Origin of the sequence: Micromonospora cathayae, from assembly GCF_028993575.1 — a bacterium.
Lineage (GTDB): Bacteria > Actinomycetota > Actinomycetes > Mycobacteriales > Micromonosporaceae > Micromonospora > Micromonospora cathayae.
This window is the reverse complement of the sequence record NZ_CP118615.1, coordinates 3,149,374-3,172,319: the sequence shown is the minus strand read 5'-3', so window position 1 is coordinate 3,172,319 and position 22,946 is coordinate 3,149,374. Positions and strand designations below refer to the sequence as shown.

Sequence of the window (22,946 nt, the reverse complement as noted above, 5' to 3'; positions counted from 1 at the left end):
TCACACGTCAGGTTCCGCACCCTTCGGGCGGTTTTCCGGAAATCGGGACCGACACCACCCGGTCGGTGGGAGAGCGGGAGCAGGGTGGCGGCGCGCGGGAACAGGTGGCCGGCGGGCGGCGCGACGGTCAGCGGGTGAGCTCCGCGGTGGGCACGGCCGACTCCCGCGTACCCCGCTCCCGACGGGACTCGACCAGCAGGTCCGGGCGACCGAGCTGGACGGCCACCCGGTTGGCGAGCCGCTGCGCGGCGGCGAGCGAGCGTACCGAGAGCAGGCGGCCCCGGCTCTCCCGCCGCAGCACGAAGTAGTGCACGGCGGCCCGGACCTGGGCCCGGTCCGCCGCGCTGGCCTGGGCGGTCTGGACGACCAGTTCGCGCAGTGAGCGGGCGAGCCGTTCGGCCAGCTCCAGCTCGGGCCCGTGCAGGCCGAGCCGGACCGTGGCCAGGTGACTGTCGACCTTGCGGATGAGTACGTCGGTGCCGGGCTCGAAGCCTCGCTCCTCGACGGTCATCCAGCGTCCTCCCACCTGACTCTGCGCTGCCGGAGAAGTTACTTTACGTCGTCGCGGCCGAGCAAGCAGTTAAGTAAGACTTAACGTACAAGGGCCTCATACATCACGTAAGCGGCTGCATTCGGATGCAACCGGGCACGGCTCGCTGGGCCGCTGTCACACCCCCGGGGCAGGATGGGAGCCGTGACGGAGGCGATGGCGGGTTTCGGTGCGGCCACCCGGGAGTGGTTCACCGCCGCCTTCGCCGCGCCCACCCCGGCCCAGGCGGGGGCGTGGCGGTCGATCGCGGCGGGCCGGCACGCGCTGGTCGTCGCGCCCACCGGCTCCGGCAAGACGCTCGCCGCGTTCCTGTGGTCCCTCGACCGGCTGGCCCGGGAGCCGGCCCCGGCCGACCCGCGCCACCGGTGCCGGGTGCTCTACGTCAGCCCGCTGAAGGCCCTCGCGGTCGACGTCGAGCGGAACCTGCGCACCCCGCTGGCCGGCATCCGGCAGGCGGCCACCCGGCTCGGCGTGCCACCTCCCGACCTGACCGTCGGCATGCGTACCGGGGACACGCCCGCCGACGAGCGGCGGGCCTTCGCGCGTACCCCGCCGGACATTCTCATCACCACCCCCGAGTCGCTGTTCCTCCTGCTCACCTCGGCCGCCCGGGATTCGCTGCGCGGCGTCGGGACGGTCATCGTCGACGAGGTGCACGCGGTGGCCGGCAGCAAACGCGGCGCGCACCTGGCGCTGTCCCTGGAACGCCTGGACGAGCTGCTCCCCCGGCCGGCGCAGCGCATCGGGCTGTCCGCCACGGTCCGCCCGATCGACGCCTGCGCCCGGTTCCTCGGCGGCAGCCGCCCGGTCGACGTGGTGCAGCCGCCCACCGCCAAGACCATCGAGGTCAGTGTCCAGGTGCCGGTGGCGGACATGACCCGGCTCGACGAGGCCGAGCCGCCGGAGGACGACCTCGGTGGCCCCGGCCCCCGCCGCGCCTCGATCTGGCCGGCGGTCGAGGAGCGGGTCTACGCGCTGGTCCGGGCCCACCGGTCGACGATCGTCTTCACCAACTCGCGGCGCAGCGCCGAGCGGCTCTGCGCCCGGCTCAACGAACTGGCCGCCGACCCGCCGCCCGACCTGCCACCGCCGCCCGCGCCGACCACCGCCCGGCCGCCGGCCGAGCTGATGGCCCAGGCCGGCACGGCCGACGGGGCCGCCCCGGTGATCGCCCGCGCCCACCACGGCAGCGTGTCCCGGTCCGAGCGCAAGCACATCGAGGAGGCGCTCAAGTCCGGTCAGCTGCCGGCCGTGGTCGCCACCTCCAGCCTGGAGCTGGGCATCGACATGGGCGCGGTGGACCTGGTGGTGCAGATCGAGGCGCCGCCCAGCGTGGCCGCCGGCCTGCAACGGGTCGGCCGGGCCGGGCACCAGGTGGGTGCGGTGTCCCGGGGGGTGGTGTTCCCCAAGCACCGGGGGGATCTGCTCTCCTGCACGGTCGTGGCGGAGCGGATGGCCACCGGGGCGATCGAGGAACTGCACCCTCCGCGCAACCCGCTCGACGTGCTCGCCCAGCAGGTCGTCGCGATGGTCGCCCTGGAGCCGTGGCGGCTCGGTGACCTGGCCGCCGTGGTCCGGCGGGCCGCGCCCTTCGCCGAGCTGCCCGACTCGGCCCTGTACGCCGTGCTGGACATGCTCTCCGGGCGGTACCCGTCGACCGCCTTCGCCGAGCTGCGGCCCCGCCTGCTCTGGGACCGGACGACCGACGTGCTCACCGGCCGGCCCGGCGCGCAACGGCTCGCGGTGACCAGCGGCGGCACCATCCCCGACCGGGGGCTGTTCGGGGTCTTCCTGGCCGGGGCGGAACGCGCCGCCCGGGTCGGTGAGCTGGACGAGGAGATGGTCTACGAGTCCCGGGTGGGTGACGTCTTCCTGCTCGGCTCGTCCTCCTGGCGGATCGAGGAGATCACCCCCGACCGGGTGCTGGTCTCCCCCGCCCCCGGCCAGGCCGCGAAGATGCCGTTCTGGAAGGGCGACCAGGCCGGCCGTCCGGTCGAGCTGGGCCGGGCGATCGGGTCCCGGCTGCGGACGCTGCTACGGCAGGACGACGAGGCGGCGACCGCCGCGCTGCGTACCGGCGGGCTGGACGACTGGGCGGCCGGCAACCTGCTGGCGTACCTGCGGGACCAGCAGGCCGCCACCCGGTCCCTGCCGGACGACCGGACGGTGGTGGTGGAACGGTTCCGTGACGAGCTGGGCGACTGGCGGCTGGCCGTGCACAGCGTGCTCGGGGCCCGGGTCAACGCCCCGTGGGCGCTGGCGATCGGCCGTCGGCTCACCGAACGGTACGGCCTGGACGCCCAGGTGCTGCCCAGCGACGACGGCATCGTGGTGCGGCTGCCGGACACCGCCGACGAGCCGCCCGGCGCCGACCTGGTCGCCTTCGACCCGGAGGAGGTCGCGCAGCTGGTCGAGGAGTCGGTCGGCACGTCGGCGCTGTTCGCCGCCCGGTTCCGGGAGTGCGCGGCCCGCTCGCTGCTGCTGCCCCGCCGGGACCCGCGCCGCCGCCAGCCGCTGTGGCAGCAGCGGCAACGCGCCGCCCAACTGCTCGACGTGGCCCGCGAGTACGCCGACTTCCCGGTGACCCTGGAGGCGGCCCGGGAGTGCCTCCAGGACGTCTTCGACCTGCCCGCGCTGACCGGGCTGATGCGTGAGCTGGCCGCCCGGAAGGTCCGGCTGGTCGAGGTGGAGACCCCGCAGCCGTCGCCGTTCGCCCGGTCGCTGCTGTTCGGGTACGTCGGCGCGTTCCTGTACGAGGGCGACGCCCCGCTGGCCGAGCGCCGGGCCGCCGCGCTGGCCCTGGACTCGGCCCTGCTGGGTGAGCTGCTCGGCCGGGTCGACCTGCGGGAGCTGCTCGACCCGACGGTGCTCGCCGAGACGGACCGGCAACTGCGCTGGCTGACCGAGCAGCGCCGCCCCCGGGACGCCGAGGACGTGGTCGAGCTGCTCCGGGTGCTCGGTGACCTGACCGACGCGGAACTGGCCGAGCGGGGGGTGCCGGCCGACTGGCTGACCGGCCTGGCCGACGCCCGCCGGGTGCTGCGGCTGCGGGTCGCCGGCCAGGACCGCTGGGTCGGGGTGGAGGACGCCGCCCGGCTGCGCGACGCGCTCGGGGTGGCGCTGCCGGTGGGGGTGCCCGAGGCGTACCTCGCCCCGGTCGCCGATCCGCTCGGTGACCTGGTCGCCCGGTACGCCCGGACGCACGGCCCGTTCCCGGCGGCGACCTGCGCGGCCCGGTTCGGGCTCGGGGTGGCCGTGGTGGAGCAGGCGCTGCGTCGGCTCGCCGCGACCGGGCGGGTGGTCTCCGGGGAGTTCCTCCCGGACACCGCCGGCACCCAGTGGTGCGACGCCGAGGTGCTGCGGCTGCTGCGTCGGCGGTCGCTGGCCGCGCTGCGCCGGGAGATCGAACCGGTGCCGTCCCGGGCGCTGGCCGCGTTCCTGCCCCGCTGGCAGCAGGTCGGCTCGTCGGCGCGGGGGGTGGAGGCGCTCGCCGCCGCCGTCGAGCAGCTCCAGGGCGCGGCGGTGCCCGCGTCCGCGCTGGAGCGGCTGGTGCTGCCGGTCCGGGTCGCCGACTACTCCCCCGCCTTCCTGGACGAGCTGTGCGCCAGCGGCGAGGTGGTCTGGGCCGGCTCGGGGGCGATCTCCGGTGGGGACGGCTGGGTGACCCTGGCGTACGCGGACGCCGCGCCGCTGCTGCTGCCGCCACCGGACGGTGCGCTGACGCTGACCCCGGCGCACCAGGCGGTGCTCGACGCGCTCGGCGACGGTCAGGCGTTGTTCTTCCGGTCGCTGTCCGACCGGGTCGGCTCCACCGACGACGACGCCCTGGTGGCGGTGGTGTGGGACCTGGTCTGGGCCGGTCACCTCACCAACGACACCCTCGCCCCGCTGCGCGCGCTGCTCGGCGGCGGCGGGGCGCACCGGGCACGGACCACCGCCGCGCCCCGCACCCGGTACCGTCGGCCCGGCCGGATGGCGTTGCCCAGCCGGACCGGGCCACCCACGGTGGCCGGACGCTGGTCCCGGCTGCCGGAGCGGGACACCGACCCGACCCGGCGGGCCGCCGCCCTGGCCGACGTGCTGCTGGAACGGCACGGCGTGGTGACCCGGGGCGCGGTCGTCGCCGAGCAGGTGACCGGCGGCTTCTCGGCGGTGTACCCGGTGCTGTCCGCGCTGGAGGAACGCGGGGCGGCCCGGCGCGGGTACTTCGTGGAGGGGCTCGGCGCGGCGCAGTTCGCGGTGCCGGGCGCGGTGGACCGGCTCCGCGCCCAGGCCGACCCGGCCGACGGCGGACGGCCCCGGGGCGCTGCCCCGCTGGTGCTGGCCGCCACCGACCCGGCCAACCCGTACGGGGCGGCGCTGCCCTGGCCGGAGCGGGTGGTCGACTCCGGGGAGGGCAGTGCCCCGGCCACCGGCCACCGGGCCGGCCGCAAGGCGGGTGCGCTGGTCGTGCTGGTCGGCGGTGACCTGGTGCTCTACGTCGAGCGCGGCGGCCGGACCATCCTGTCGTTCACCGGTGACGCCGACGCGCTGGCCGGGGCGGCGAAGGCCCTCGCCGACGCGGTGCACTCCGGCGCGCTCGGGGCGATCAGCGTGGAACGGGCCGACGGGGAGTCGGTGCACGCCTCCGCGCTGCGGGACGCGCTGACCGCCGCAGGCTTCCGGGCCACCCCGCGCGGCCTGCGGCTACGCGGCTGACCCCCGCTTTCCGGGTCACCCCGCGCGGCCTGCGGCTACGCGGCTGATCTCCGCCGTCGCCCGGTGACGCCCCCGGCCCGACCCGGGCGGTCGGCCGGTTCAGGTCAGGTCAGGTCGGCGAGGACGGTGGCGTAGCGCTGCCGTTGGGCGGTGCTGGTGGACGTGCCCAGGTAGCTGAGCACGACGGTCCCCGCGCGGTACGCGTCGGTGCCCCACATGTCGGTCCGGTTGGTGGCGCTCGCCGCGTCCGGGAAGACGTACACCGAGACCGTGTCGGTGACGAGCAGTTCGGCACAGCCCAGCCCGGCACCGTCCGGCCCGCAGTCGACCGAGCGGTCCCGGAGGTTCGCCACCGGCAGCTTCGCCGCCCGGAACGCGTCCACCACCTGCCGGGCGCTGGGCGCGCCGGCCGACCGGGTCGGCATGACGAACGGCGGGGTGCTGGCCTTCCCCGGCTGGCCGGGCCCGGCCCCCGGCGGGGGCGGGGTCATCCGCCCGGCCCGGGGCGGGCCGCTCGGCGTGGGGACGGCGGTCGGCGTGGCCGACGGGACCACCGTCGGCGGGATGCTCTCCGTCGGGGTGGCCGGGGTGGACGCGGCCGGCGGGGCGGCGCTGTCGGGCCGGTCGTCGCGGTCGTCACTGCCGCAGCCGGCCAGCGCGGTGGCGAGCAGCAGCAGGGCGGCGACGGCGCGGGTACGGGATGCGGAGGTCACGCCTCGTAGTCTGCCCGAACCGCTCAACCTCCGGCGAGGGGCCGGTCGGCCGACCACCCGGCCCCGGAGCGGCTGTGCCGGAGGAACGAACCGCACCGGTTCCTGACAGCTCAGCTACCCGACACGCCGAGCCGGTTGCACCTCAGGCGCCAGTAAGGCCGGGCTCAGCTCTCCGGCGGAGGTGGTTCGTCCGCGCCCCGGGCCTTCCAGGGCTGGTGTTCGGTGATCCAGCGCTCCACGTCCTCCACCAGCCAGACCGCCCCACCGGCCAGCCGGTCGAAGGGCTCCGGGAAATCAGTGCGACTGGTGAGCTGGACGACCCGGACGCGCGAGACACCCAAGCGCTCCTGAAGCTCCGCGCTTCCGTACAGCCGACGCCGCCAACCCATTTCCGCAGCATCCAGACCGCACCCCCTTTCTAACCTGAGAGCCCTGTCGACATCACCCGAAAGCCCTGCCAAGCATGCAGATCAGCGCTCCTTACCATCTCTGTCGAACTTGACAGGGGGTCCGTTGTTCGGTTTCCTGGATGGGCACAGGTAGCGGTCCGGCTGCGTGACCAGGGCTCCGTGGCCGGACCTGCCTGTCTCCGGAGGTGGGGATGGCGATGGGCGTGAGCAGGCCGGCAGAGGTCTGGGTCCACCGGCTGGCGAAACGGATCATCCGGCAGCACTGGGCCGCCGGTCGGTGCCGACGATGCGGACCCGACCACTGTCCGTCGCTGACCTGGTCCCGGGAACGGCTTCGGGCACACCGGGCGGAGCTGCCGGGCCGGCCCCGTCGCCGGGTACCGGTCAACCGGGGCCACTGGCCCGAGCCGGGCCGGTGACCGCGCTGCGGGCCGGTGACCTGCTGTACGTCACGCAGGCGGCCAGTGTGCAGTTCACCCGGCCGGTCGCGTTCCGGCTGATCCGGGTGCTCGACCGGCCCACGTACGACGGGTGGGTCTGGCTGGACGGGTACCAGCTCGACACCGCCGGTGACGCGGTCGCCCGACGGTCGATCTTCGTACAGCCGGCGGGGTTGCTGGTGCGACGGCGGACCGCGCCGGTCCCCACGGCGGGGCGGTCCCGCGCGGCGGTGAGGGCCTAGGGTGGGCGGATGCGGTTCGGCTGGATCTCGTTGACCACGGACTACGGGCTCTCCGACGGGTTCGTGGCGGCCTGCCACGGGGTGATCGCCCGGCTGGCACCGCAGGTACGGGTGATCGACGTGACCCACCTGGTGCCGCCGACCGACGTGCGGCACGGCGCGGCGGTCCTCGCCCAGACCGTGCCGTACCTGCCGCCGGCCGTGCACGTCGCGGTGGTCGACCCGGGGGTCGGCACCAGCCGGCGCGGCATCGCCCTGGCGACCCCGGACGCCCTGCTGGTCGGGCCGGACAACGGGCTGCTGGTGCCGGCGGCCGAGGCGTTGGGCGGGATCCGCGCGGCGGTGGAGCTGACCAACCCGCACTGGCTGGCCCCGGCGGTGTCCCGCACCTTCCACGGTCGGGACGTCTTCGCCCCGGTCGCCGCCCGGCTGGCCGACGGTGCGCCGCTGGCCGACGCCGGGCCGCCGGTGGACCCGGCCGACCTGGTCCGGCTGCCGGCCCCGGTGCTGGAGGTGACCCCCACGGGCTTCACCGCCGAGGTGCTGACCGTCGACCACTTCGGCAACGTGCAGCTCGCCGCGCCCGGGGCGGTGCTCGACGGACGGCCGGAACGGCTGCGGGTGGGCGGGCAGGAGGCCGCGCACGGCCGGACCTTCGGTGACGTCCCACCCGACGGACTGGTGATCTACGTCGACTCGGCCGGGCAGGTCGCGGTGGCGGTCAACGGCGGCCGGGCGGCGGAGCGGCTCGGGGTCCGGTCGGGCGATCCGCTGCCGGTCCGCCATCCGGACTGACCCGTGCCCCCGCTACGCCGATTCCGTCCATTGTGAAATGCTTTCCCGGTGGGTGAGCAGTGGGTTCCCGGGGCCTGTCCTTGCTGCGGCTACCGAACGGGTGGGGGCACCTGTCCGGTCTGTTTCTGGACGGACGACGGCCAGAGTGACGCCGACGCCGACGTGGTCCGGGGCGGCCCCAACGGCGACCTGAGCCTGTCGCACGCCCGGCTCAACTTCGCCATCTACGGGGCGAGTCACCCCCGCTACCAGGAGATGGTCCGTCCGCCCCGCCCGGACGAACAGCCCTGACGACCGGTCCTCTCCACTCACGGCCAGGGGAGACGGGACGGTGCGACCGTCGTCGACCGGTGGGCCGGGCAGGATGGACGGGTGCCCGAAGGTGACACCGTCTGGAACACCGCCCGCGTCCTGCACCGCGCGCTGGCCGGTCACCGGCTGACCGGCTCCGACTTCCGGGTACCGCGGCTCGCCGCCACCGACCTCACCGGCTGGACGGTGCACGAGTCGGCCAGTCGCGGCAAGCACCTGCTGCTCCGGCTCACCCCGCCCACCGACCCCAGCGGGCACGTCGAAGCCACCGCCACGGAGACCACCGGGCAGCGCTGGACGTTGCACTCGCACCTGCGGATGGAGGGCGCCTGGCGGACGTACCGGCCGGGGGAACGCTGGACCGCCAGGCCCGCGCACCTGATCCGGGTGGTGCTGTACACCGACCACGCGGTCGCGGTCGGCTACCACCTGCACGAGGTTGCCCTGATGCCCACCACCGAGGAGGACGCCCTGCTCGGCCACCTCGGGCCGGACCTGCTCGGCCCGGACTGGGACGCCGCCGAGGCGGCCCGCCGGCTCGGCGCGCACCCCGGGACCACCATCGGGGAGGCGCTGCTGGACCAGCGCAACCTGGCCGGCGTGGGCAACCTCTACAAGTGTGAGCTGCTGTTCCTGCGCGGCGTCTCGCCGTGGACACCGGTCGGCGCGGTGCCGGACCTGCCCGGCCTGACCGCCCTCGCCCATCGGCTGCTGGCCGCCAACCGGGGACGGTGGACCCAGAGCACCACCGGCTCCCTGCACCGGGGACAGACCAGTTACGTGTACGGCCGGCGGGCCCAGCCGTGCCGGCGCTGCGGCACCGCCATCCGCAAGGAGGTTCTGGGTGACCGGGTCACCTACTGGTGCCCGGTCTGCCAGCCGGCCCACCCCTGACCGATCAACGGCAGATTGGGATGATTGGGTAATTCCCCACCCGGGCACCCGCGTCGCATGCTGCGGTTACGCGTTCACAGACTGTCAGCAGAGCGCCACGGGTACGACCCCGGTCACACCGGGGTGACGGTCGTCGTACCCCCGTCCCGGGGGAGAGCCATGGCCATCTTCCGCAGATTCCGCCCCGCCCGGACGGCGACCGGCACCGGCAACGTGCCGGCTGCCCGGAGCGCCCCCACCTCCGCCCCCACCGCCACCACCAACGATGCCGCCCCCACCGATGCCGCCACCGCCGACGATGCCGCCACCACCGACGTCGCCACCGCCGACGATGCCGCCACCACCGACGACATCACCGAGCCGATGCCGGCACCGGCGGTGCTTCCGGTGCCGGCGGTGCTCCCGGCAGGTCCGGCACCGACGGTGCTCCCGGCAGGTCCGGTGCCGGCGGCCCTCGACCCGGCTGCGGCACCCCGGCTCTTCGGCCCGGAACCGAACTTCGCCACCAGCCCACGCCCCCGGCTCGACCCGTCCGGCCGGGTGGTCCCCGGGACCGGACTGCGCAAGTTCGTCGACCCGCTGCCCATCCCCGGCCCCGGCCCCGGCTCCGCTCCCGGGCCGGGCTCCGCGCCAGGCTCCACCCCCAGCTCCGGCTCCGCCCCCACCTCCCGCTCCACCCCCAGCTCCGGCTCCGCCCCCACCTCCCGCTCCACCCCCAGCTCCGGCTCCGGCCGCACCTCCGGCTCCGGCCCGGCGGACGAGGCGACCGGGCAGCTACCGGTGGCGGTCCCCGACACGATCAGCTACCCGGGCTGCGACTACTACGAGATCGGCCTGACCGAGTACAGCCAGCGCCTGCACCGGGACCTGCCGCCCACCCGGCTGCGCGGCTACCGTCAGCTCAACCTCGGCACCGACCGGGACGGGCACAACACGGTCGTCCCGCCCGGCCGGGCGTACCACCTCGGGCCGATGGTGGTGGCCCGACGCGGCCGGCCGGTCCGGGTCAAGTTCATCAACCAGCTGCCCACCGGGACGGCCGGCGAGCTGTTCCTGCCGGTCGACCCGACCGTGCCGGGGGCCGGTGCCGGGCCACTGGCCGGGCCGGCACCGTACCCGCAGAACCGGGCGGTGCTCCGCCTGGCCGGGGCCTGGACCGGCTGGATCAGCGCCGGCAACCCCACCCAGTGGATCACCCCGGCCGGGGAGATCACCCCGTACCCGACCGGTCCCGGACTGACCCATGTACCGGACATGCCGGCCCCCGGCGCGGGGGCGACCACGCTGTACTTCCCGAACGACCAGAGCGGCCGGCTGCTCTGGTTCCACGACAACACCCTCGGTCTGTCCCGGCTGACCACCTACACCGGGCAGCTCGCGCCGTACCTGCTCACCGACCCGGCCGAGGAACGGCTGGTCGCCGACGGTGTCCTCCCCGCCGACCAGCTCCCCCTGGTGATCACCGACCGGACCTTCGTACCGGACGACACCCAGCTCGCCGCCGAGGACCCGACCTGGGACCGGGACCGTTGGGGAGCCCGGGGCAGCCTCTGGTACCCGCACGTCTACCAGCCCCGGCAGAACCCGTTCCGGCCCGACGGGCGGAACCCGACCGGCCGGTGGGACTACGGGCCGTGGTGCCGGAACCCGGGGCCGGTGGCGCACGGCCCGGTGGACAACCCGTACCACGATCCGGTGACCGCGCCCGAGCAGCCACCGCTGGCCCCGGGCGTGCCGCACCCGTCGGCGGTGCCCGACGTGTACGGGGACACCCCGCTGGTCAACGGGATCGCCTACCCGTACCTGACGGTCCAGCCCCGGGCGTACCGGTTCCGGATCCTCAACGCCTGCCCGGACCGCAGCCTGAACCTCCAGCTCTACCGGGCCCGCTCGGACGGCCCGATGTGGCGGGCCGACGGCAGCCTCGGCGACGCCGGGGCGGGCGAGGTGCCGATGGTCGAGGCGGTCCGCGCCCCGGGCCGGCCGGCGTACTGGCCGGCGGACGGGCGGGCCGGCGGTGTGCCGGACCCGGCGGCGGCCGGGCCGGCCATCGTCCGGATCGGCAACGAGTGCGGCCTGCTGCCCGCCCCGGTGGTGCTGCCGAACCGGCCGGTCGGCTACCGGTACGACCGGCCCGACCCGGCCGCCCCCGACCTCGACGGGCACGCCCTGCTGCTCGCCCCCGGCGAACGGGCCGACGTCGTGATCGATTTCGCGGCGGTGCCACCGGGGGCCACGCTGATCCTCTACAACGACTGCCCGGCCCCGCTGCCCGGCGACGACCCCCGCTACGACCACCACGCCGGCTCCCCCGGAGCCGTCCCCGGGTACGGCCCGGACACCCGTACCCTGCTCCAGTTCCGGGTGGAGGGCAGCCCCGCCGACCGGTACGACCTGGGTCGGCTGCGGAAGCGGCTGCCCGGCGCGTACGCGGCCAGCCAGCCGCCGCCGATCGTGCCGCAGCCCGGGTACGACCCGGCGTTCGGCACCCGCACCGAGCGGGAGACGGTGGTGCCGGTGCACGCCACCTCGGTCAGCTTCACCCCGACCGGGGCGGCCGGACCGGTCACCCTGCCGGTGTGGAACAAGGCGGTACGGCAGGTGTTCGAACCCGGGCACGGCCGGCTGACCGCCCGGTTGACCGCCGCCGGGCCGGCGGTCGTGCCCACGCCGACCGACCCGCCCACCGAGATCCTGGCCGGCACCGAGCCGGCGGTCGGGGTCGGTGCGCCCACCGACGGCACCCAACTGTGGCGGATCAGTGGCGACAGCCGGCTCACCCAGTCACTGCACATCGACGGTGGCGGCGGGCAACTGGTCAACCGGGTGACCCGGGACGGCACCGTCCACCCGCCGGAACCGGACGAGCGCGGCTGGAAGGACACCGTCCGGGTGGACCCGGGCGAGGACGTGGTGGTCGCCCTGCGCCCCGTCCCGCCCAGCCTGCCCTTCACCGTCGGCGACTGCGTACGCCCCCTCGACCCGACCGACCCGGGCAGCCGACCGGTCGACCTGGGCTGGGAGTACCGGTGGCACAGCCAGCTCGCCGGCCACCGCGACCAGGGGGCGGCCCGGCCGTTGGTGCTGCGGGTGTCGCCGCCGGCACCGACCGGGCTGACCGCCACCGCCGTTCCCGGGTCGGCCATCGCGCTGCCGGCGGTCGCGCTCGCCTGGACCGGTCACGGCTCCACCGGCACCACCGGCGGCCCGTCGCTGCCCAGCACCACCAGCGGCCCGGTCCCGCCTCCCGGCACCGGCGGCCCGCTGCCCGGGAGCACCACCGGCCCGTTCCCGCCTCCCGGCGGCCGCCCGTCGGCCACCGCGCACCGGCTGGAACGGGCCACCGACCCGACCTTCCGGACGGGCGTCACCACCCTCACCGTGGCCGCCACCGCGACCCGGTACGTCGACGCCACCGTCACCCCGGGCGTGACCTACCACTACCGGATCCGGGCGGAGCACGGAGCCGGCTGTTCGGCCTGGTCGAACAGTGTCCCGGCGGTGGTCCGGCTGACCGCGCCGACCGACCTGACCGCGGCCGTCGCGCCCGCCGCGCCGCTGCGGATCGCGCTGCGCTGGCGGAACCGTTCCTTCGCCACCGGCGTGGACGTGCAGCGGGCCACCAACCCGACCTTCACCAGCGGCCCCGGCACCACCGCCGTCGGCGTCACCGACCACCACGTCGATGCCCGGGTGGCCCCGGAGACGACGTACTACTACCGGGTCCGGACCACCTACCTGGGTACCGCCTCGCCCTGGTCCACGGTCAGCGTGGTGACCACCCCGCCGATGCCGAGGACACCGACCACGGTCATCGCCACCGCGTGCGCCCCGACACCCGGGACGGCCACGGTGATCCTGCGGTGGACCGCCGGCGCACCGGCCGGGACCGGTTGCGGGTTCGTGGTGGACCGCGCCGCCGACCCGGCGTTCAGCCGGGAACTGGTCACCTTCACCGTGTCCGGGCGCGGCTTCACCAACACCGGTCTGGACCGGGGGGCGACCTACTGGTACCGGGTGCGCGCGGTCAACGTGGTGGGCAGTTCCGCGTACACCGGGCCGGTGCCGGTCACCACCCCCACCTGACGGGCCGGTGCCGCGCCCGGCAGGCCCGGGGCCGCACGACCAGCCCGGCGGGGCCGGAGCCGCACGGGCGGCCGAAGACATCGGGACGTCAGGCGGCCCGGCGGGCCCGGGGCGTCACGCCGCCCGGCGCTGGTCGCCGACCGCACGCAGCTCGGCCAGGGCCGAGGCGACCCCGTGCAGCAGGTCGGTCGCCTCGGTCAACCGGGAGGCGGCCGGGTGCGCGCCGGTGGGTCGGGCGTCCTCGGCGACGTACCCGGCCGCCGCGACCACGAGCTGCTCGTACGCGGCGACCCCGTCGTGGAGCTGCCCGACCAGCGTTCGGTGGGTGTCGGCCAGCGACTCCCGGGCCGGTGACGGGGCGAGTCGTACGGTCCGTTCCACGCTCGCCACCCGCTCGGCCAGGTCCCGCAGCGACCGGTCGGCCGCCGCCGCCTCCAGCAGCGCCGGTTCGGCCAGCCCGGTGAGCCGGCCGGCCATCCCGGCGAGGGTCAGCGCGGCCCGGTCCAGCCGGGCCCAGGGCTCGGCAGCGGCCGTACCCCGCAACGCCGCCCGGGACCGGAACCGACGTACCTCGGCGAGCACCCCCGGGCCGACGGGCAGCCGTTCCACCGCCGCGACCAGCCGGGCCCGGGACCGGGCGGCGGCCTCGGCCGGGTCCAGCGCCGGTGGGGCCGGCTGCGCCGCGAGCGCCCGCAGGTCGATCCAGCGCCAGGCGGCCAGGGCGAGAGCACCGCCGGCCGCGCCCGCCCAGGCCGCGTCGGGCAGGCCGATACCGGCGTACGGGGTGAGGATCGCCGCCGCCCCGCCGAGCCCACCGGCGGTGACGCTCCACCGCCGGGCGGACGCCCGCAACCGGCGCAGCCGTCGGAAGTACCGTGCTCGCTCGTCTGCCACGCCTGCCTCCTCGACCTGGCCGCTCAGCCGGCGGCGGTGGTGTCCCCGGTGCCCCGGTCGCGCCCGAGGCTGGCCCGGATCTCGTCGAGCCGGGCGACACCGGCCGGGTCGGCGGCGGGAGCGGTGGGGGCCGCCTGCTCGACGCCGGAGCGTTCCGGACGTGCGCCGAGCTGCTCGCCGGCCATGCTGGCCCGGATCTGCTCCAGCCGGGACGACCCGGCCGAGTCGAGGCTGGCCTTCTGGATCTCCAACATCCGGCCCTCGACCGAGTTGCCGGCCAGTTCGGCACGGCCCATCGCGTTGGCGTACCGCCGCTCGATGCGGTCGCGCACCTCGTCCAGGCTGGGGGTGTTGGCGGGGGCGGTGAGCGCGGACATCGACTCCAGCGAGCGGGCCACGCTCTCCTGCATCTTGGCCTGCTCGAGCTGGCTGAGCAGCTTGGTGCGCTCGGCCAGCTTCTGCTGGAGGATCATCGAGTTGTTCTCCACCGCACGCCGGGCCTGGGCGGCGGCACCGATGGCCTGGTCGTGCAGGGTCTTGAGGTCCTCGGCGGCCTGCTCGGCGGAGACCAGCTGGCTGGCGAGCGTCTGCGCGGACTGCTCGTACCGGGCGGCCTCGGCCTCGTCGCCCTTGGCGCGGGCCTGGTCGGCCAGGACGAGCGCCTGCCGGGCCATCCCCTGGAGCCGCTCGACCTCGGACATCTGCCGGGAGAGCTTCATCTCGAGCTGGCGTTGGTTGCCGATCACCGCGGCGGCCTGCTGCACCAGGGCCTGGTGCTGGCGCTGTGCCTCCTCGATGGCCTGCTGGATCTGCACCTTCGGATCGGCGTGCTCGTCGATCCGGGCGCCGAAGAGCGCCATCAGGTACTTCCAACCCTTGACGAACGGGTTCGCCATCTTCGCGGTATCCCCTCAGTCGCGTCGCTGCGCCTCACACCGTGCCGGACACCGCCGCCCGGCAACCAGCGGCGTCACCATCGTCCCAGCCGCGCGCCACCTCTGCCGAGACGGTGCCGGAACCCGACGCCACCTGCTGATCAACCCTACGCGGCAGAGGCCAGGTCGACCACGCGGCGACGCTGCGGGACGACGGGCGTCCGCGACCGCGCCGGAAGCAGGACCACGGGCCACGGCGTCGGGCGTCGGGCGTCGGCGATCGTGCCGGGAGCAGAAGCGGCCCGGCTCAGGCGGCGCAGACCACGTCCCGCTCGGCGGGGCGGACCCGGGTGGCCCGCAGGGTCGCCTTGAGCGGCGAGTCCTGCCGGACCGCCACCGAGACCGGGCCGTCGGCACCGACCTGCCGGACGCCCTGCGCGGCGACCTTGCGGACGGCCGGACGCGCCACCGGCTCGGTCGGCTGGTCGGCGACCGGGACCAGCCCGACCGGCATCTGCTCGGCCAGCGCCACCGTGTCACTGACCTCGCGGAGCAGCTCGGACAGGCGGGCACCGAGCGCGTCGCAGATGGCGGCGAGCAGCTCGCTGGAGGGCTCCTTCTGACCACGTTCGATCTCGGAGAGGTAACCCAGGCTGACGTTCGCGGCGGAGGAGACCTCGCGCAGGGTACGGTGCTGCCCCTGCCTGCGCGCCCGCAGTGCGTCACCGATCACCCGGCGTAGCAGGACCATCGCACCTCCCTTGACGGGACCTCTCCCCGCCGGCCGGACCGTGCCGGACGCGGTGAGGCGTCCCGCCACCGAACCGTACCGTCGGAGTCTTCCCGCAACCGTACCCGCAAAGGGCCCCTCCGACATACCGCCCCGCCCGGTCCACCGGCGCACCGGCCTCAGCACACGGCGCTGTCGACGGCCTCCCCGGCAGCGCTGATCTGGGCTGTGAGCAGCCGTAACGCCTCCACCACGGCGGCCGACCGGATGTGGTCGCGGCCACCGTCCAGATCGAGTTCCCGGACCGCCGTTCCGTTCGGTCCGGCCACCGCGACGAAGACCAGACCGACCGGCTTGCCGTCCTGCGGCTCCGGGCCGGCCACCCCGGTCGTCGCCAACCCCCAGTCCGCGTCGCAGCGGTCCCGGCCGCCCTCGGCCAACGCCACCGCCACGTCCGGATCGACCGGCCCGCGCTCGGCCAGCAGGCCCTCCGGCACCCCGGCCAGCCGCGACTTCAGCTCGGTGGCGTACACCACCAGGCCGCCCCGGAAAATGCCGCTCACCCCGGCGATCTCCACGATCGAGGCGGCCAGCGACCCGCCGGTCAGCGACTCGACCGTGGCGAGCGTCTCGCCCCGCTCGGAGAGCCGGTGCACCACCCCGGCCGCCGGATTGGTGGCCGGCCGGTCGTCACCGCCGGTCCCCCCGGCCCCACGTACCCCTGCCATGCCCGCACTCCTTCCCCGCCCGGACCGCCTCGACACCGGTGTCGTCCGGTTCGCGGGGTGCACGTCCCCGCGTCCTCCGGCCGTGGTGCTCAACGATCCGCCCGGCGTCACCTGACGGCGGTACGCAGTCGCAGGGCGCGGGCCACGTAGTCGAAGCCGGTGACCACGGTGACGATCACCGCGACGGCCATGATCCAGTGCCCCACCACGGCCCAGCCGGCCGACATCGGCCAGAGATACCAGACGATGGCGAGGATCTGCAGGGCGGTCTTCGCCTTGCCGCCCCGGCTGGCCGCGATCACCCCGTGCCGGATCACCCAGAAGCGGATCAGGGTGACCCCCAGTTCCCGGGTGAGGATCACCACGGTCACCCACCAGGGCAGCAGGGCGTACCAGGAGAGCAGCAACAGGGCGGCCCCGGTGAGCGCCTTGTCGGCGATCGGGTCGGCGACCTTGCCGACCGAGGTGACCAGCCCGAACCGGCGGGCGATCCAGCCGTCGACGAAGTCGGTGAGCGAGGCGAGCGCGAACACCAGGCAGGCCGCCACCCGCCAGCCGGCGTGGGTCAGCTCCGAGGCCACCACCAGCGCCGCGAACACCGGCACCAGCACCAGCCGCAGCGCGGTCAGCGCGTTGGCCGCGTTCACCACCGGGACCGCCGCCACCACGGCCGGCGGCGTCGGGTCGGCCGCCCCCGTCACCGGGTCGTCCCGTTCCGGCGTACCCGGTACCGCACCACCTGGCTCCCCCGCTCGGTCAGGGCCCGCCGTCACCGTGCCGCGCCGGGCGCCGCCGAGATCATCTCATCCGGGACCGCGATCAGGTCCACCCCTTCGGTGCCGGTCACCGTCGCCCGGACCAGATCACCCGGGCGCAGCGCGGCCAGGTCCACCCCGACACCGTCCGGCGAGACCAGGGTGGTGGAGCCGTCCACCTCCGGGGCCTGGTGGGCGGCCCGGCCCTCGACCACACCGCCGTCGACCGAGTCGACCAGCACCTCCACCCGGGAGCCGAGCCGGTCCTCGGCGCGCTGCGAGCAGAGTTCGTCGGCGAGGGCGCTGAGCCGGTCGTACCGGCGCTTGACGGTCGCGGCGGAGACCTTGCCGGACATCCCGGCGGCCTCGGTGCCGTCCTCGTCGCTGTAGTCGAACACGCCGATCGCGTCGAGCCGGGCCTCGGTGAGGAAGCGCTCCAGCTCGGCCACGTCGGCCCGGGTCTCGCCGGGGAAACCGACGATGAAGTTGCTCCGCGCGCCCGCCTCGGGGGCCAGGGCGCGGGCGCTGGCGAGCAGTTCCAGGAAACGGTCGGTGGAGCCGAACCGGCGCATCCGGCGCAGCACCGGCTCACTGGAGTGCTGGAACGACAGGTCGAAGTACGCGGCCACGCCCGGGGTGGTGGCGATCACCTCGACCAGGCCGGGCCGGGTCTCGGCGGGCTGGAGGTAGCTGGCCCGGACCCGGACGATGCCGTCGATCGCGGCGAGCTGCGGCAACAGCTTCTCCAGCGCCCGGGGGTCGCCCAGGTCCTTGCCGTACGAGGTGGAGTTCTCGCTGACCAGCACCAGCTCCCGGACCCCGGTCTTGGCCAGCCACTCCGCCTCGGCGAGCAGCTCGTCCGGCGTACGGGAGACGAACGCGCCGCGGAAGGCGGGGATGGCGCAGAACGCGCAGCGGCGGTCGCAACCACTGGCCAGCTTCAGCGAGGCGACCGGGCCGGTCTCCAGCCGACGGCGCAGCACCTGCCGCAGGTGCGCCGGGGTGTGCGCGTCGGCCTCCGGGGCGACCCGGGTCGGGGAACCGTGACCGGGCAGCGACACCGCGCTGTCGCGGCGGGCCACCGGGGTCAGCGGCAGCAGCTCGCGGCGGTCCCGGGGGGTGTGCGCGGCGACCGTCTCCCCGGCCAGCACCGAGTCGAGCCGGGCCGAGATGTCCGGGTAGTCGTCGAAGCTGAGCACGGCCTGCGCCTCCGGCAGGCTGTCGGCCAGCTCCCGGCCGTACCGCTCGGCCATGCAGCCGGCCGCGACGACCTTCGCGCCGGTGTCGGCGGCGGCCAGCAGGGTCTGGATCGAGTCCTGCTTGGCCTTCGCCACGAAACCGCAGGTGTTCACGACCACCACGTCGGCGCCCTCGCCGTCGGTGGTCACCTGCCAGCCGTCGGCGTGCAGGCGGGCGGCCAACTCCTCCGAGTCGACCTCGTTGCGGGCACAACCCAGCGTCAGCAGCGCGACCCGGCGACCGTCAGCGGGGGAAGGGGAGGTGGCAGACACCTCCCGAGGGTACCGGTCGGGCGGCGGGGGCCGTGCAGGCCCGGGGCACGGCTCACACCACCGCCGACGCGGCGGCGAGCTGCACCAGCCGGTCCAGGAGGAAGACCTCGGTGCCGGCCAGCCCCACCGAGCAGAACACGGTGACGTCGTCCCGGGCGGCCCGGCCGGGTGCCGCGCCGGCCAGCACCGCACCCAGGTCGACCAGCCGCCCGGCGTACGGGGGCAGCGCGGCCAGCATCGGCGGGTCGTACGCCCCGGCCTGGGCGGGCGAGTCGGTGACCAGCAGGTCGGCGGCGTCCAGCAGGTCGGTGCCGAACTCGGCGCGTCCGCGCTGCTTGAAGCCGACCGTGGTGACGTGGCTGCCGGGGGCGAGGTCCCGGACGTCGAACACCGGGGTCGGGCTGGTGGTGGCGAGCACCACCACGTCCCGGTCCCGGACCGCCCCGGCCGGTGTCGCCACCGCGCGGGCCGGTACGCCCAGCTCGGCCCGGACCCGGGCGGCGAACCGTTCCCGGTGCGCCGGGGTGGGACTGTGCACGGTCACCTCGCGCAACGGGCGGACCGCCGCCGCGGCCCACACCTGGGTCCACGCCTGCCCACCGGAGCCCAGCACCCCGAGGGTGGCCGCGTCCGGGCGGGCCAGCGCGTCCACCGCGACCCCGCCCAGTCCGCCGGTGCGTCGGGAGCCCAGCTCGGTACCGACGCCGACCGCCCGTACCGCCCCGGTCCGTCCGTCGTGGAGCACCACGAGCTGCTCCGACTCCGGGTGGCCGAAGGTGTCGTACGAGCGGAAGCCGTACCACTCGCCGGTGAGGTGCCCGGCGGTGAGCACCATCCGGCCCCCGCCCAACGGGGCGGACGCCCGGGGCGGGGCGACCAGTTGGCCCCGGTGGGCGGCCAGCAGCGCGGCACGCATCGCGTCGACGGTCCGGCCCGCGTCGAGGACGGCGGCGACCTCCCGGTCGGAGAAGAGCAGAGCCATGCGGTGATCCTTCAACATGAAGTCACCTTCAGGTCAACGTGCGGTGGGCCCGGTCACCCGGTCCGTTTCTGCTCCCCACCGGTGCTACGGTCGGTCGTGGCACCCCGTCCGGGTGTCCCGGACGAGTGGTGGGCGTACCCGGTGACGCGAAGACGCCCCCGGAACGGTCTTCGTGATCCGTCCGGGAGGTCCCGGACGCCTGTCGAGGGGTGACGTCATGGCCTGGCTCGTACTGGTGGTCTCCGGTCTGTTGGAGACGGCGTGGGCGATCGCCCTGGACCGCAGCGCCGGCTTCACCCGGCTGGTGCCCTCGGTCGTCTTCCTGGTCACCGCCGCGTTGAGCATGGTCGGCCTGTCGTACGCCCTGCGGGAGATCCCGGTCGGCACCGGCTACGTGGTGTGGGTGGGAATCGGGGCGGTCGGCACCGCGCTGGTCGGCATCCTGGCGCTCGGTGAGTCGGCCAGCCTGCCACGGCTGCTGTCCCTGCTGCTGGTGGTGGCCGGAGTGATCGGCCTGAAGGTGTTCCACTGAGGACGGTCCGGGCGGTTCGGGTGGCGTCCGGTTTCCGTCGGTCCCGGCATCGATGCGTAGCCGTGCCGACGGCGGGGTAGAGATTCCGGCGACGGAGACAGGACCCCGCACCGGAGGACGACATGGCCAACTACCACACCACCGCCCGCCCGCGTACCAACGCCGCCCGCATCTGCACGATCCTGGGCTTCGTCTTCGCCGCGATCGCGGTCTTCATCTCGCCCCTGCTGTTCGGCCTGGCCGGGCTGGTGCTCGGCATCGTCGGCGCGGTGCTGGGTGACAAGCCGCTCGGCTGGTACGCCGCCGCCGCCAGCGTGGTCGGTGCGGTCGTCGGCGCGCTGCTCTTCGCCGCCCTGATCAACTGAACGACCGTGCTCGCCTGAGCCCACGTGCCCAGCCGAGCCCACGTGCCGTACGGGCCCGCCGGTCTACCCGGCGGGCCCGACGCGTGTTCCAGAACCGGCAGCGCAGCCGTCGGCTACGCCGGGCCCTGCGGCTCAGTCGTCGTCGCCGCGCAGGCCGGCCAGGACCTCCTCCAGCTCGTCCGGCTTGACCAGCACGTCACGGGCCTTGGAACCCTCGGACGGGCCGACCACGCCCCGGGTCTCCATCAGGTCCATCAGCCGGCCGGCCTTGGCGAAGCCGACCCGCAGCTTGCGCTGGAGCATTGAGGTCGAGCCGAACTGCGAGGTGACCACCAGCTCGATCGCCTGCACCAGCAGGTCCAGGTCGTCGCCGATCTCCTCGTCGATCTTCTTCTTGTTGTCCTGCGCCGGGGCGAGCACGTCCGGACGGAACTCCGGCTCCCGCTGGTCCTTGCAGAACTTCACCACGTCGGCGATCTCACGTTCGGTGACCCAGGCGCCCTGGATCCGGATCGGCTTCGACGCGCCCATCGGCAGGAACAGGCCGTCACCCCGACCGAGCAGCTTCTCCGCGCCGGGCTGGTCCAGGATGACCCGCGAGTCGGCGAGCGAGGAGGTGGCGAAGGCCAGCCGGGACGGCACGTTGGCCTTGATCAGGCCGGTCACCACGTCGACCGAGGGGCGCTGGGTGGCGAGGACCAGGTGGATGCCGGCGGCCCGGGCGAGCTGGGTGATCCGGACCACCGAGTCCTCCACGTCCCGGGGGGCGACCATCATCAGGTCGGCCAGCTCGTCCACGATCACCAGCAGGTACGGGTACGGCTTCATCTCCCGTTCGCTGCCGGGCGGGGCGGTGATCTCGCCGGTGCGGACCTTGCGGTTGAAGTCGTCGATGTGCCGGACCCCGTTGGCGGCGAGGTCGTCGTAGCGCATGTCCATCTCGCGGACCACCCACTCGAGCGAGTCGGCGGCCTTCTTCGCGTTGGTCACGATCGGCGTGACCAGGTGCGGGATGCCCTCGTAGCCGGTCATCTCGACCCGCTTCGGGTCGATCAGCAGCAGCCGTACCTCGTCCGGGGTGGCCCTGGTCAGGATGGACACCAGCAAGGTATTGAGGCAGCTCGACTTGCCGGCGCCGGTGGCCCCGGCGATCAGGATGTGCGGCATCTTCGCGAGGTTGGCGACCACGAAACCGCCCTCGATGTCCTTGCCGAGGGCCACCACCATCGGATGGTGGTCGCTGGTGGCCGCCCGGGACCGCAGCACGTCACCGAGGGCGACGTTCTCCGGGTCGGTGTTCGGGATCTCCACGCCGACCGCGCTCTTGCCCGGGATCGGGCTGAGGATCCGCACGTCCGGGGACTTCACCGCGTACGCGATGTTGCGGGACAGCTGGGTGATCCGCTCGACCTTCACCCCCGGGCCGAGTTCCACCTCGTACCGGGTGACCGTCGGGCCCCGGGTGAAGCCGGTGACCTCGGCGTCCACCCCGAACTGGTCGAACACCCCGGTCAGCGCGGCGATCACCTCGTCGTTGGCCTTGCTCCGGGTCTTCGGTGCGGCCCCGCCGCTGAGCAGGTTCGCCGGTGGCAGGGTGTAGTCGCCGGAGAGCCCGGTCAGCGCCAGCTGCTCGGCCCGGGTGGGCGGCGGCGAGTGCTCCGGTGGCTCCGGCTTCCGCCTGGCGGCGGGCACCCGGGCCGGGGCCTTGCGCGGCAGGACCACCGTCTCCTGGAGGTCGACGTCCTCGTCGTACGGGTCGGTCAGCTCCGGCGGCTCCGGCGGCAGCGGCGCGGCGGCGGCCTTGCGCGGGCGGCGGCGGGCCGGCTTCTCCACCACCTCCGCCGGCTCCTCGTCGGTGGCCGGCGTCGGCGGCACCCCGAGCACCCCGCCGGTGAGCAGACCGAGCCGCTCGGGGATCTTGTTGATCGGGGTGGCGGTGACCACCAGCAGACCGAACACCAGCAGCAGGATCAGCAACGGCACCGCCACCCAGGCGGTGACCGCGCGTTCCAGCAGCCCACCCACGCCCGCGCCGACCAGGCCACCGGCGTAGTCCCGCTGTACCTGGTCGACCGGGTGCTGTCCGATGTGCAGCACGGCGGCGGTGGCGACCAGCATGGAGCCCCAGCCGACCAGCCCGCGCCCCCGGTGCGCCGGGTCGGCCGGCTCCCGCATCATCCGCCACGCGCCGATCATCAGCAGTACGGGCAGCACGATGGAGATCGCCCCGAGGAACAGCCGGACGGTGTCGGCGAGCTGCGCGCCGACCGGGCCGGCACCGGAGAACCAGATCGCCACCGCGCTGAGGATGGCCAGTCCGAACAGGAGCAGCCCGGCACCGTCCCGGCGGTGCTCCGGACCGACCTCCCGGGCGGTGGCGGCCTGCCGGCCGACGGTGCGGAACGTCCAGCCGACCCCGTGCGCCACGCCCATC

At 75.0% G+C, this 22,946-nt stretch carries 19 protein-coding genes and 1 riboswitch; of the genes, 8 read left to right on the top strand and 11 right to left on the bottom strand.

The window, feature by feature from the left end; all coding sequences use genetic code 11:
- Positions 1-127 precede the first annotated feature (127 nt).
- The gene (locus PVK37_RS14670) at positions 128-511 is read right to left on the bottom strand and encodes a hypothetical protein (protein ID WP_275034540.1); all 384 of its coding nucleotides are present in this window, start codon (positions 509-511) and stop codon (positions 128-130) included.
- Positions 512-706: 195 nt separating this feature from the next.
- Between PVK37_RS14670 and PVK37_RS14665 the strand changes: the two genes are divergently transcribed.
- Positions 707-5,248 (top strand): ATP-dependent helicase, encoded by a 4,542-nt coding sequence (locus tag PVK37_RS14665; RefSeq protein ID WP_275035118.1) that lies wholly within the window; start codon positions 707-709, stop codon positions 5,246-5,248.
- A 104-nt stretch (positions 5,249-5,352) separates the two neighbouring features.
- Here the strand turns inward: PVK37_RS14665 and PVK37_RS14660 are convergent, their stop codons facing one another.
- Together PVK37_RS14660 and PVK37_RS14655 are read right to left on the bottom strand one after the other, a co-directional pair.
- Complete coding sequence (locus tag PVK37_RS14660; protein ID WP_275034539.1) at positions 5,353-5,961, bottom strand: hypothetical protein; 609 nt, start codon at positions 5,959-5,961, stop codon at positions 5,353-5,355.
- Positions 5,962-6,125: 164 nt separating this feature from the next.
- Positions 6,126-6,302 carry a DNA-binding protein gene (locus tag PVK37_RS14655; RefSeq protein ID WP_341483434.1) on the bottom strand — a complete coding sequence of 59 codons (177 nt, stop codon included), beginning with the start codon at positions 6,300-6,302 and terminating at the stop codon, positions 6,126-6,128.
- A gap of 484 nt (positions 6,303-6,786) precedes the next feature.
- Here PVK37_RS14655 and PVK37_RS14650 point away from each other — a divergent pair, with 484 nt between their 5' ends.
- From PVK37_RS14650 to PVK37_RS14630, 5 genes are all read left to right on the top strand, one after another.
- Positions 6,787-7,053: a hypothetical protein gene (locus PVK37_RS14650; protein ID WP_341483433.1), complete on the top strand. Its 267-nt coding sequence runs from the start codon at positions 6,787-6,789 to the stop codon at positions 7,051-7,053.
- Positions 7,054-7,062: 9 nt separating this feature from the next.
- Positions 7,063-7,848, top strand: a complete 786-nt coding sequence (locus PVK37_RS14645; protein WP_275034537.1) for an SAM hydrolase/SAM-dependent halogenase family protein — start codon at positions 7,063-7,065, stop codon at positions 7,846-7,848.
- A gap of 48 nt (positions 7,849-7,896) precedes the next feature.
- Positions 7,897-8,139 carry a CPCC family cysteine-rich protein gene (locus PVK37_RS14640; protein ID WP_275034536.1) on the top strand — a complete coding sequence of 81 codons (243 nt, stop codon included), beginning with the start codon at positions 7,897-7,899 and terminating at the stop codon, positions 8,137-8,139.
- Positions 8,140-8,220: 81 nt separating this feature from the next.
- Positions 8,221-9,054, top strand: coding sequence for a zinc finger domain-containing protein (locus PVK37_RS14635; protein WP_275034535.1), 834 nt, complete (start codon positions 8,221-8,223; stop codon positions 9,052-9,054).
- A gap of 363 nt (positions 9,055-9,417) precedes the next feature.
- Positions 9,418-13,140, top strand: coding sequence for a hypothetical protein (locus PVK37_RS14630; protein WP_275035117.1), 3,723 nt, complete (start codon positions 9,418-9,420; stop codon positions 13,138-13,140).
- Positions 13,141-13,254: 114 nt separating this feature from the next.
- Here the strand turns inward: PVK37_RS14630 and pspM are convergent, their stop codons facing one another.
- The 7 genes from pspM to PVK37_RS14595 all read right to left on the bottom strand — a co-directional run bounded on the left by pspM (position 13,255) and on the right by PVK37_RS14595 (position 19,615).
- Positions 13,255-14,034, bottom strand: coding sequence for a phage shock envelope stress response protein PspM (gene pspM / locus PVK37_RS14625; protein WP_275034534.1), 780 nt, complete (start codon positions 14,032-14,034; stop codon positions 13,255-13,257).
- 23 nt (positions 14,035-14,057) lie between these two features.
- Positions 14,058-14,930 (bottom strand): PspA/IM30 family protein, encoded by an 873-nt coding sequence (locus tag PVK37_RS14620; protein ID WP_275034533.1) that lies wholly within the window; start codon positions 14,928-14,930, stop codon positions 14,058-14,060.
- A gap of 286 nt (positions 14,931-15,216) precedes the next feature.
- On the bottom strand, positions 15,217-15,660 hold the full coding sequence (locus PVK37_RS14615; protein ID WP_275034532.1) for a helix-turn-helix domain-containing protein: 444 nt from the start codon (positions 15,658-15,660) through the stop codon (positions 15,217-15,219).
- 158 nt (positions 15,661-15,818) lie between these two features.
- On the bottom strand, positions 15,819-16,367 hold the full coding sequence (locus PVK37_RS14610; RefSeq protein WP_275034531.1) for a CinA family protein: 549 nt from the start codon (positions 16,365-16,367) through the stop codon (positions 15,819-15,821).
- Between the two features lie 107 nt (positions 16,368-16,474).
- Positions 16,475-17,068, bottom strand: a complete 594-nt coding sequence (gene pgsA, locus PVK37_RS14605; RefSeq protein ID WP_275034530.1) for a CDP-diacylglycerol--glycerol-3-phosphate 3-phosphatidyltransferase — start codon at positions 17,066-17,068, stop codon at positions 16,475-16,477.
- Between the two features lie 68 nt (positions 17,069-17,136).
- Positions 17,137-18,633 carry a 30S ribosomal protein S12 methylthiotransferase RimO gene (gene rimO, locus PVK37_RS14600; RefSeq protein WP_275034529.1) on the bottom strand — a complete coding sequence of 499 codons (1,497 nt, stop codon included), beginning with the start codon at positions 18,631-18,633 and terminating at the stop codon, positions 17,137-17,139.
- A 52-nt stretch (positions 18,634-18,685) separates the two neighbouring features.
- The gene (locus PVK37_RS14595; RefSeq protein ID WP_275035116.1) at positions 18,686-19,615 is read right to left on the bottom strand and encodes an ornithine cyclodeaminase family protein; all 930 of its coding nucleotides are present in this window, start codon (positions 19,613-19,615) and stop codon (positions 18,686-18,688) included.
- 95 nt (positions 19,616-19,710) lie between these two features.
- Positions 19,711-19,777: riboswitch (guanidine-III (ykkC-III) riboswitch) on the top strand.
- Between the two features lie 55 nt (positions 19,778-19,832).
- Here PVK37_RS14595 and PVK37_RS14590 point away from each other — a divergent pair.
- Positions 19,833-20,147, top strand: coding sequence for a DMT family transporter (locus tag PVK37_RS14590; protein WP_275034528.1), 315 nt, complete (start codon positions 19,833-19,835; stop codon positions 20,145-20,147).
- 122 nt (positions 20,148-20,269) lie between these two features.
- The gene (locus PVK37_RS14585) at positions 20,270-20,512 is read left to right on the top strand and encodes a hypothetical protein (protein ID WP_275034527.1); all 243 of its coding nucleotides are present in this window, start codon (positions 20,270-20,272) and stop codon (positions 20,510-20,512) included.
- A 132-nt stretch (positions 20,513-20,644) separates the two neighbouring features.
- On the opposite strand, the gene PVK37_RS14580 is transcribed toward PVK37_RS14585, so the two are convergent.
- On the bottom strand, positions 20,645-22,945 hold the full coding sequence (locus PVK37_RS14580; protein ID WP_275034526.1) for an FtsK/SpoIIIE family DNA translocase: 2,301 nt from the start codon (positions 22,943-22,945) through the stop codon (positions 20,645-20,647).
- Position 22,946 lies beyond the last annotated feature (1 nt).

What these genes read in the sequence shown, in the direction of transcription:
- PVK37_RS14645 (WP_275034537.1), top strand. Translation starts at nt 7,063, where the DNA reads ATGCGGTTCGGCTGGATCTCGTTGACCACGGACTACGGGCTCTCCGAC.
- PVK37_RS14585 (WP_275034527.1), top strand. Translation starts at nt 20,270, where the DNA reads ATGGCCAACTACCACACCACCGCCCGCCCGCGTACCAACGCCGCCCGC.
- PVK37_RS14595 (WP_275035116.1), bottom strand. Translation starts at nt 19,615, where the DNA reads ATGGCTCTGCTCTTCTCCGACCGGGAGGTCGCCGCCGTCCTCGACGCG.
- PVK37_RS14670 (WP_275034540.1), bottom strand. Translation starts at nt 511, where the DNA reads ATGACCGTCGAGGAGCGAGGCTTCGAGCCCGGCACCGACGTACTCATC.
- PVK37_RS14665 (WP_275035118.1), top strand. Translation starts at nt 707, where the DNA reads ATGGCGGGTTTCGGTGCGGCCACCCGGGAGTGGTTCACCGCCGCCTTC.
- PVK37_RS14630 (WP_275035117.1), top strand. Translation starts at nt 9,418, where the DNA reads ATGCCGGCACCGGCGGTGCTTCCGGTGCCGGCGGTGCTCCCGGCAGGT.
- PVK37_RS14615 (WP_275034532.1), bottom strand. Translation starts at nt 15,660, where the DNA reads ATGGTCCTGCTACGCCGGGTGATCGGTGACGCACTGCGGGCGCGCAGG.
- PVK37_RS14610 (WP_275034531.1), bottom strand. Translation starts at nt 16,367, where the DNA reads ATGGCAGGGGTACGTGGGGCCGGGGGGACCGGCGGTGACGACCGGCCG.
- PVK37_RS14620 (WP_275034533.1), bottom strand. Translation starts at nt 14,930, where the DNA reads ATGGCGAACCCGTTCGTCAAGGGTTGGAAGTACCTGATGGCGCTCTTC.
- PVK37_RS14580 (WP_275034526.1), bottom strand. Translation starts at nt 22,945, where the DNA reads ATGGGCGTGGCGCACGGGGTCGGCTGGACGTTCCGCACCGTCGGCCGG.
- PVK37_RS14590 (WP_275034528.1), top strand. Translation starts at nt 19,833, where the DNA reads ATGGCCTGGCTCGTACTGGTGGTCTCCGGTCTGTTGGAGACGGCGTGG.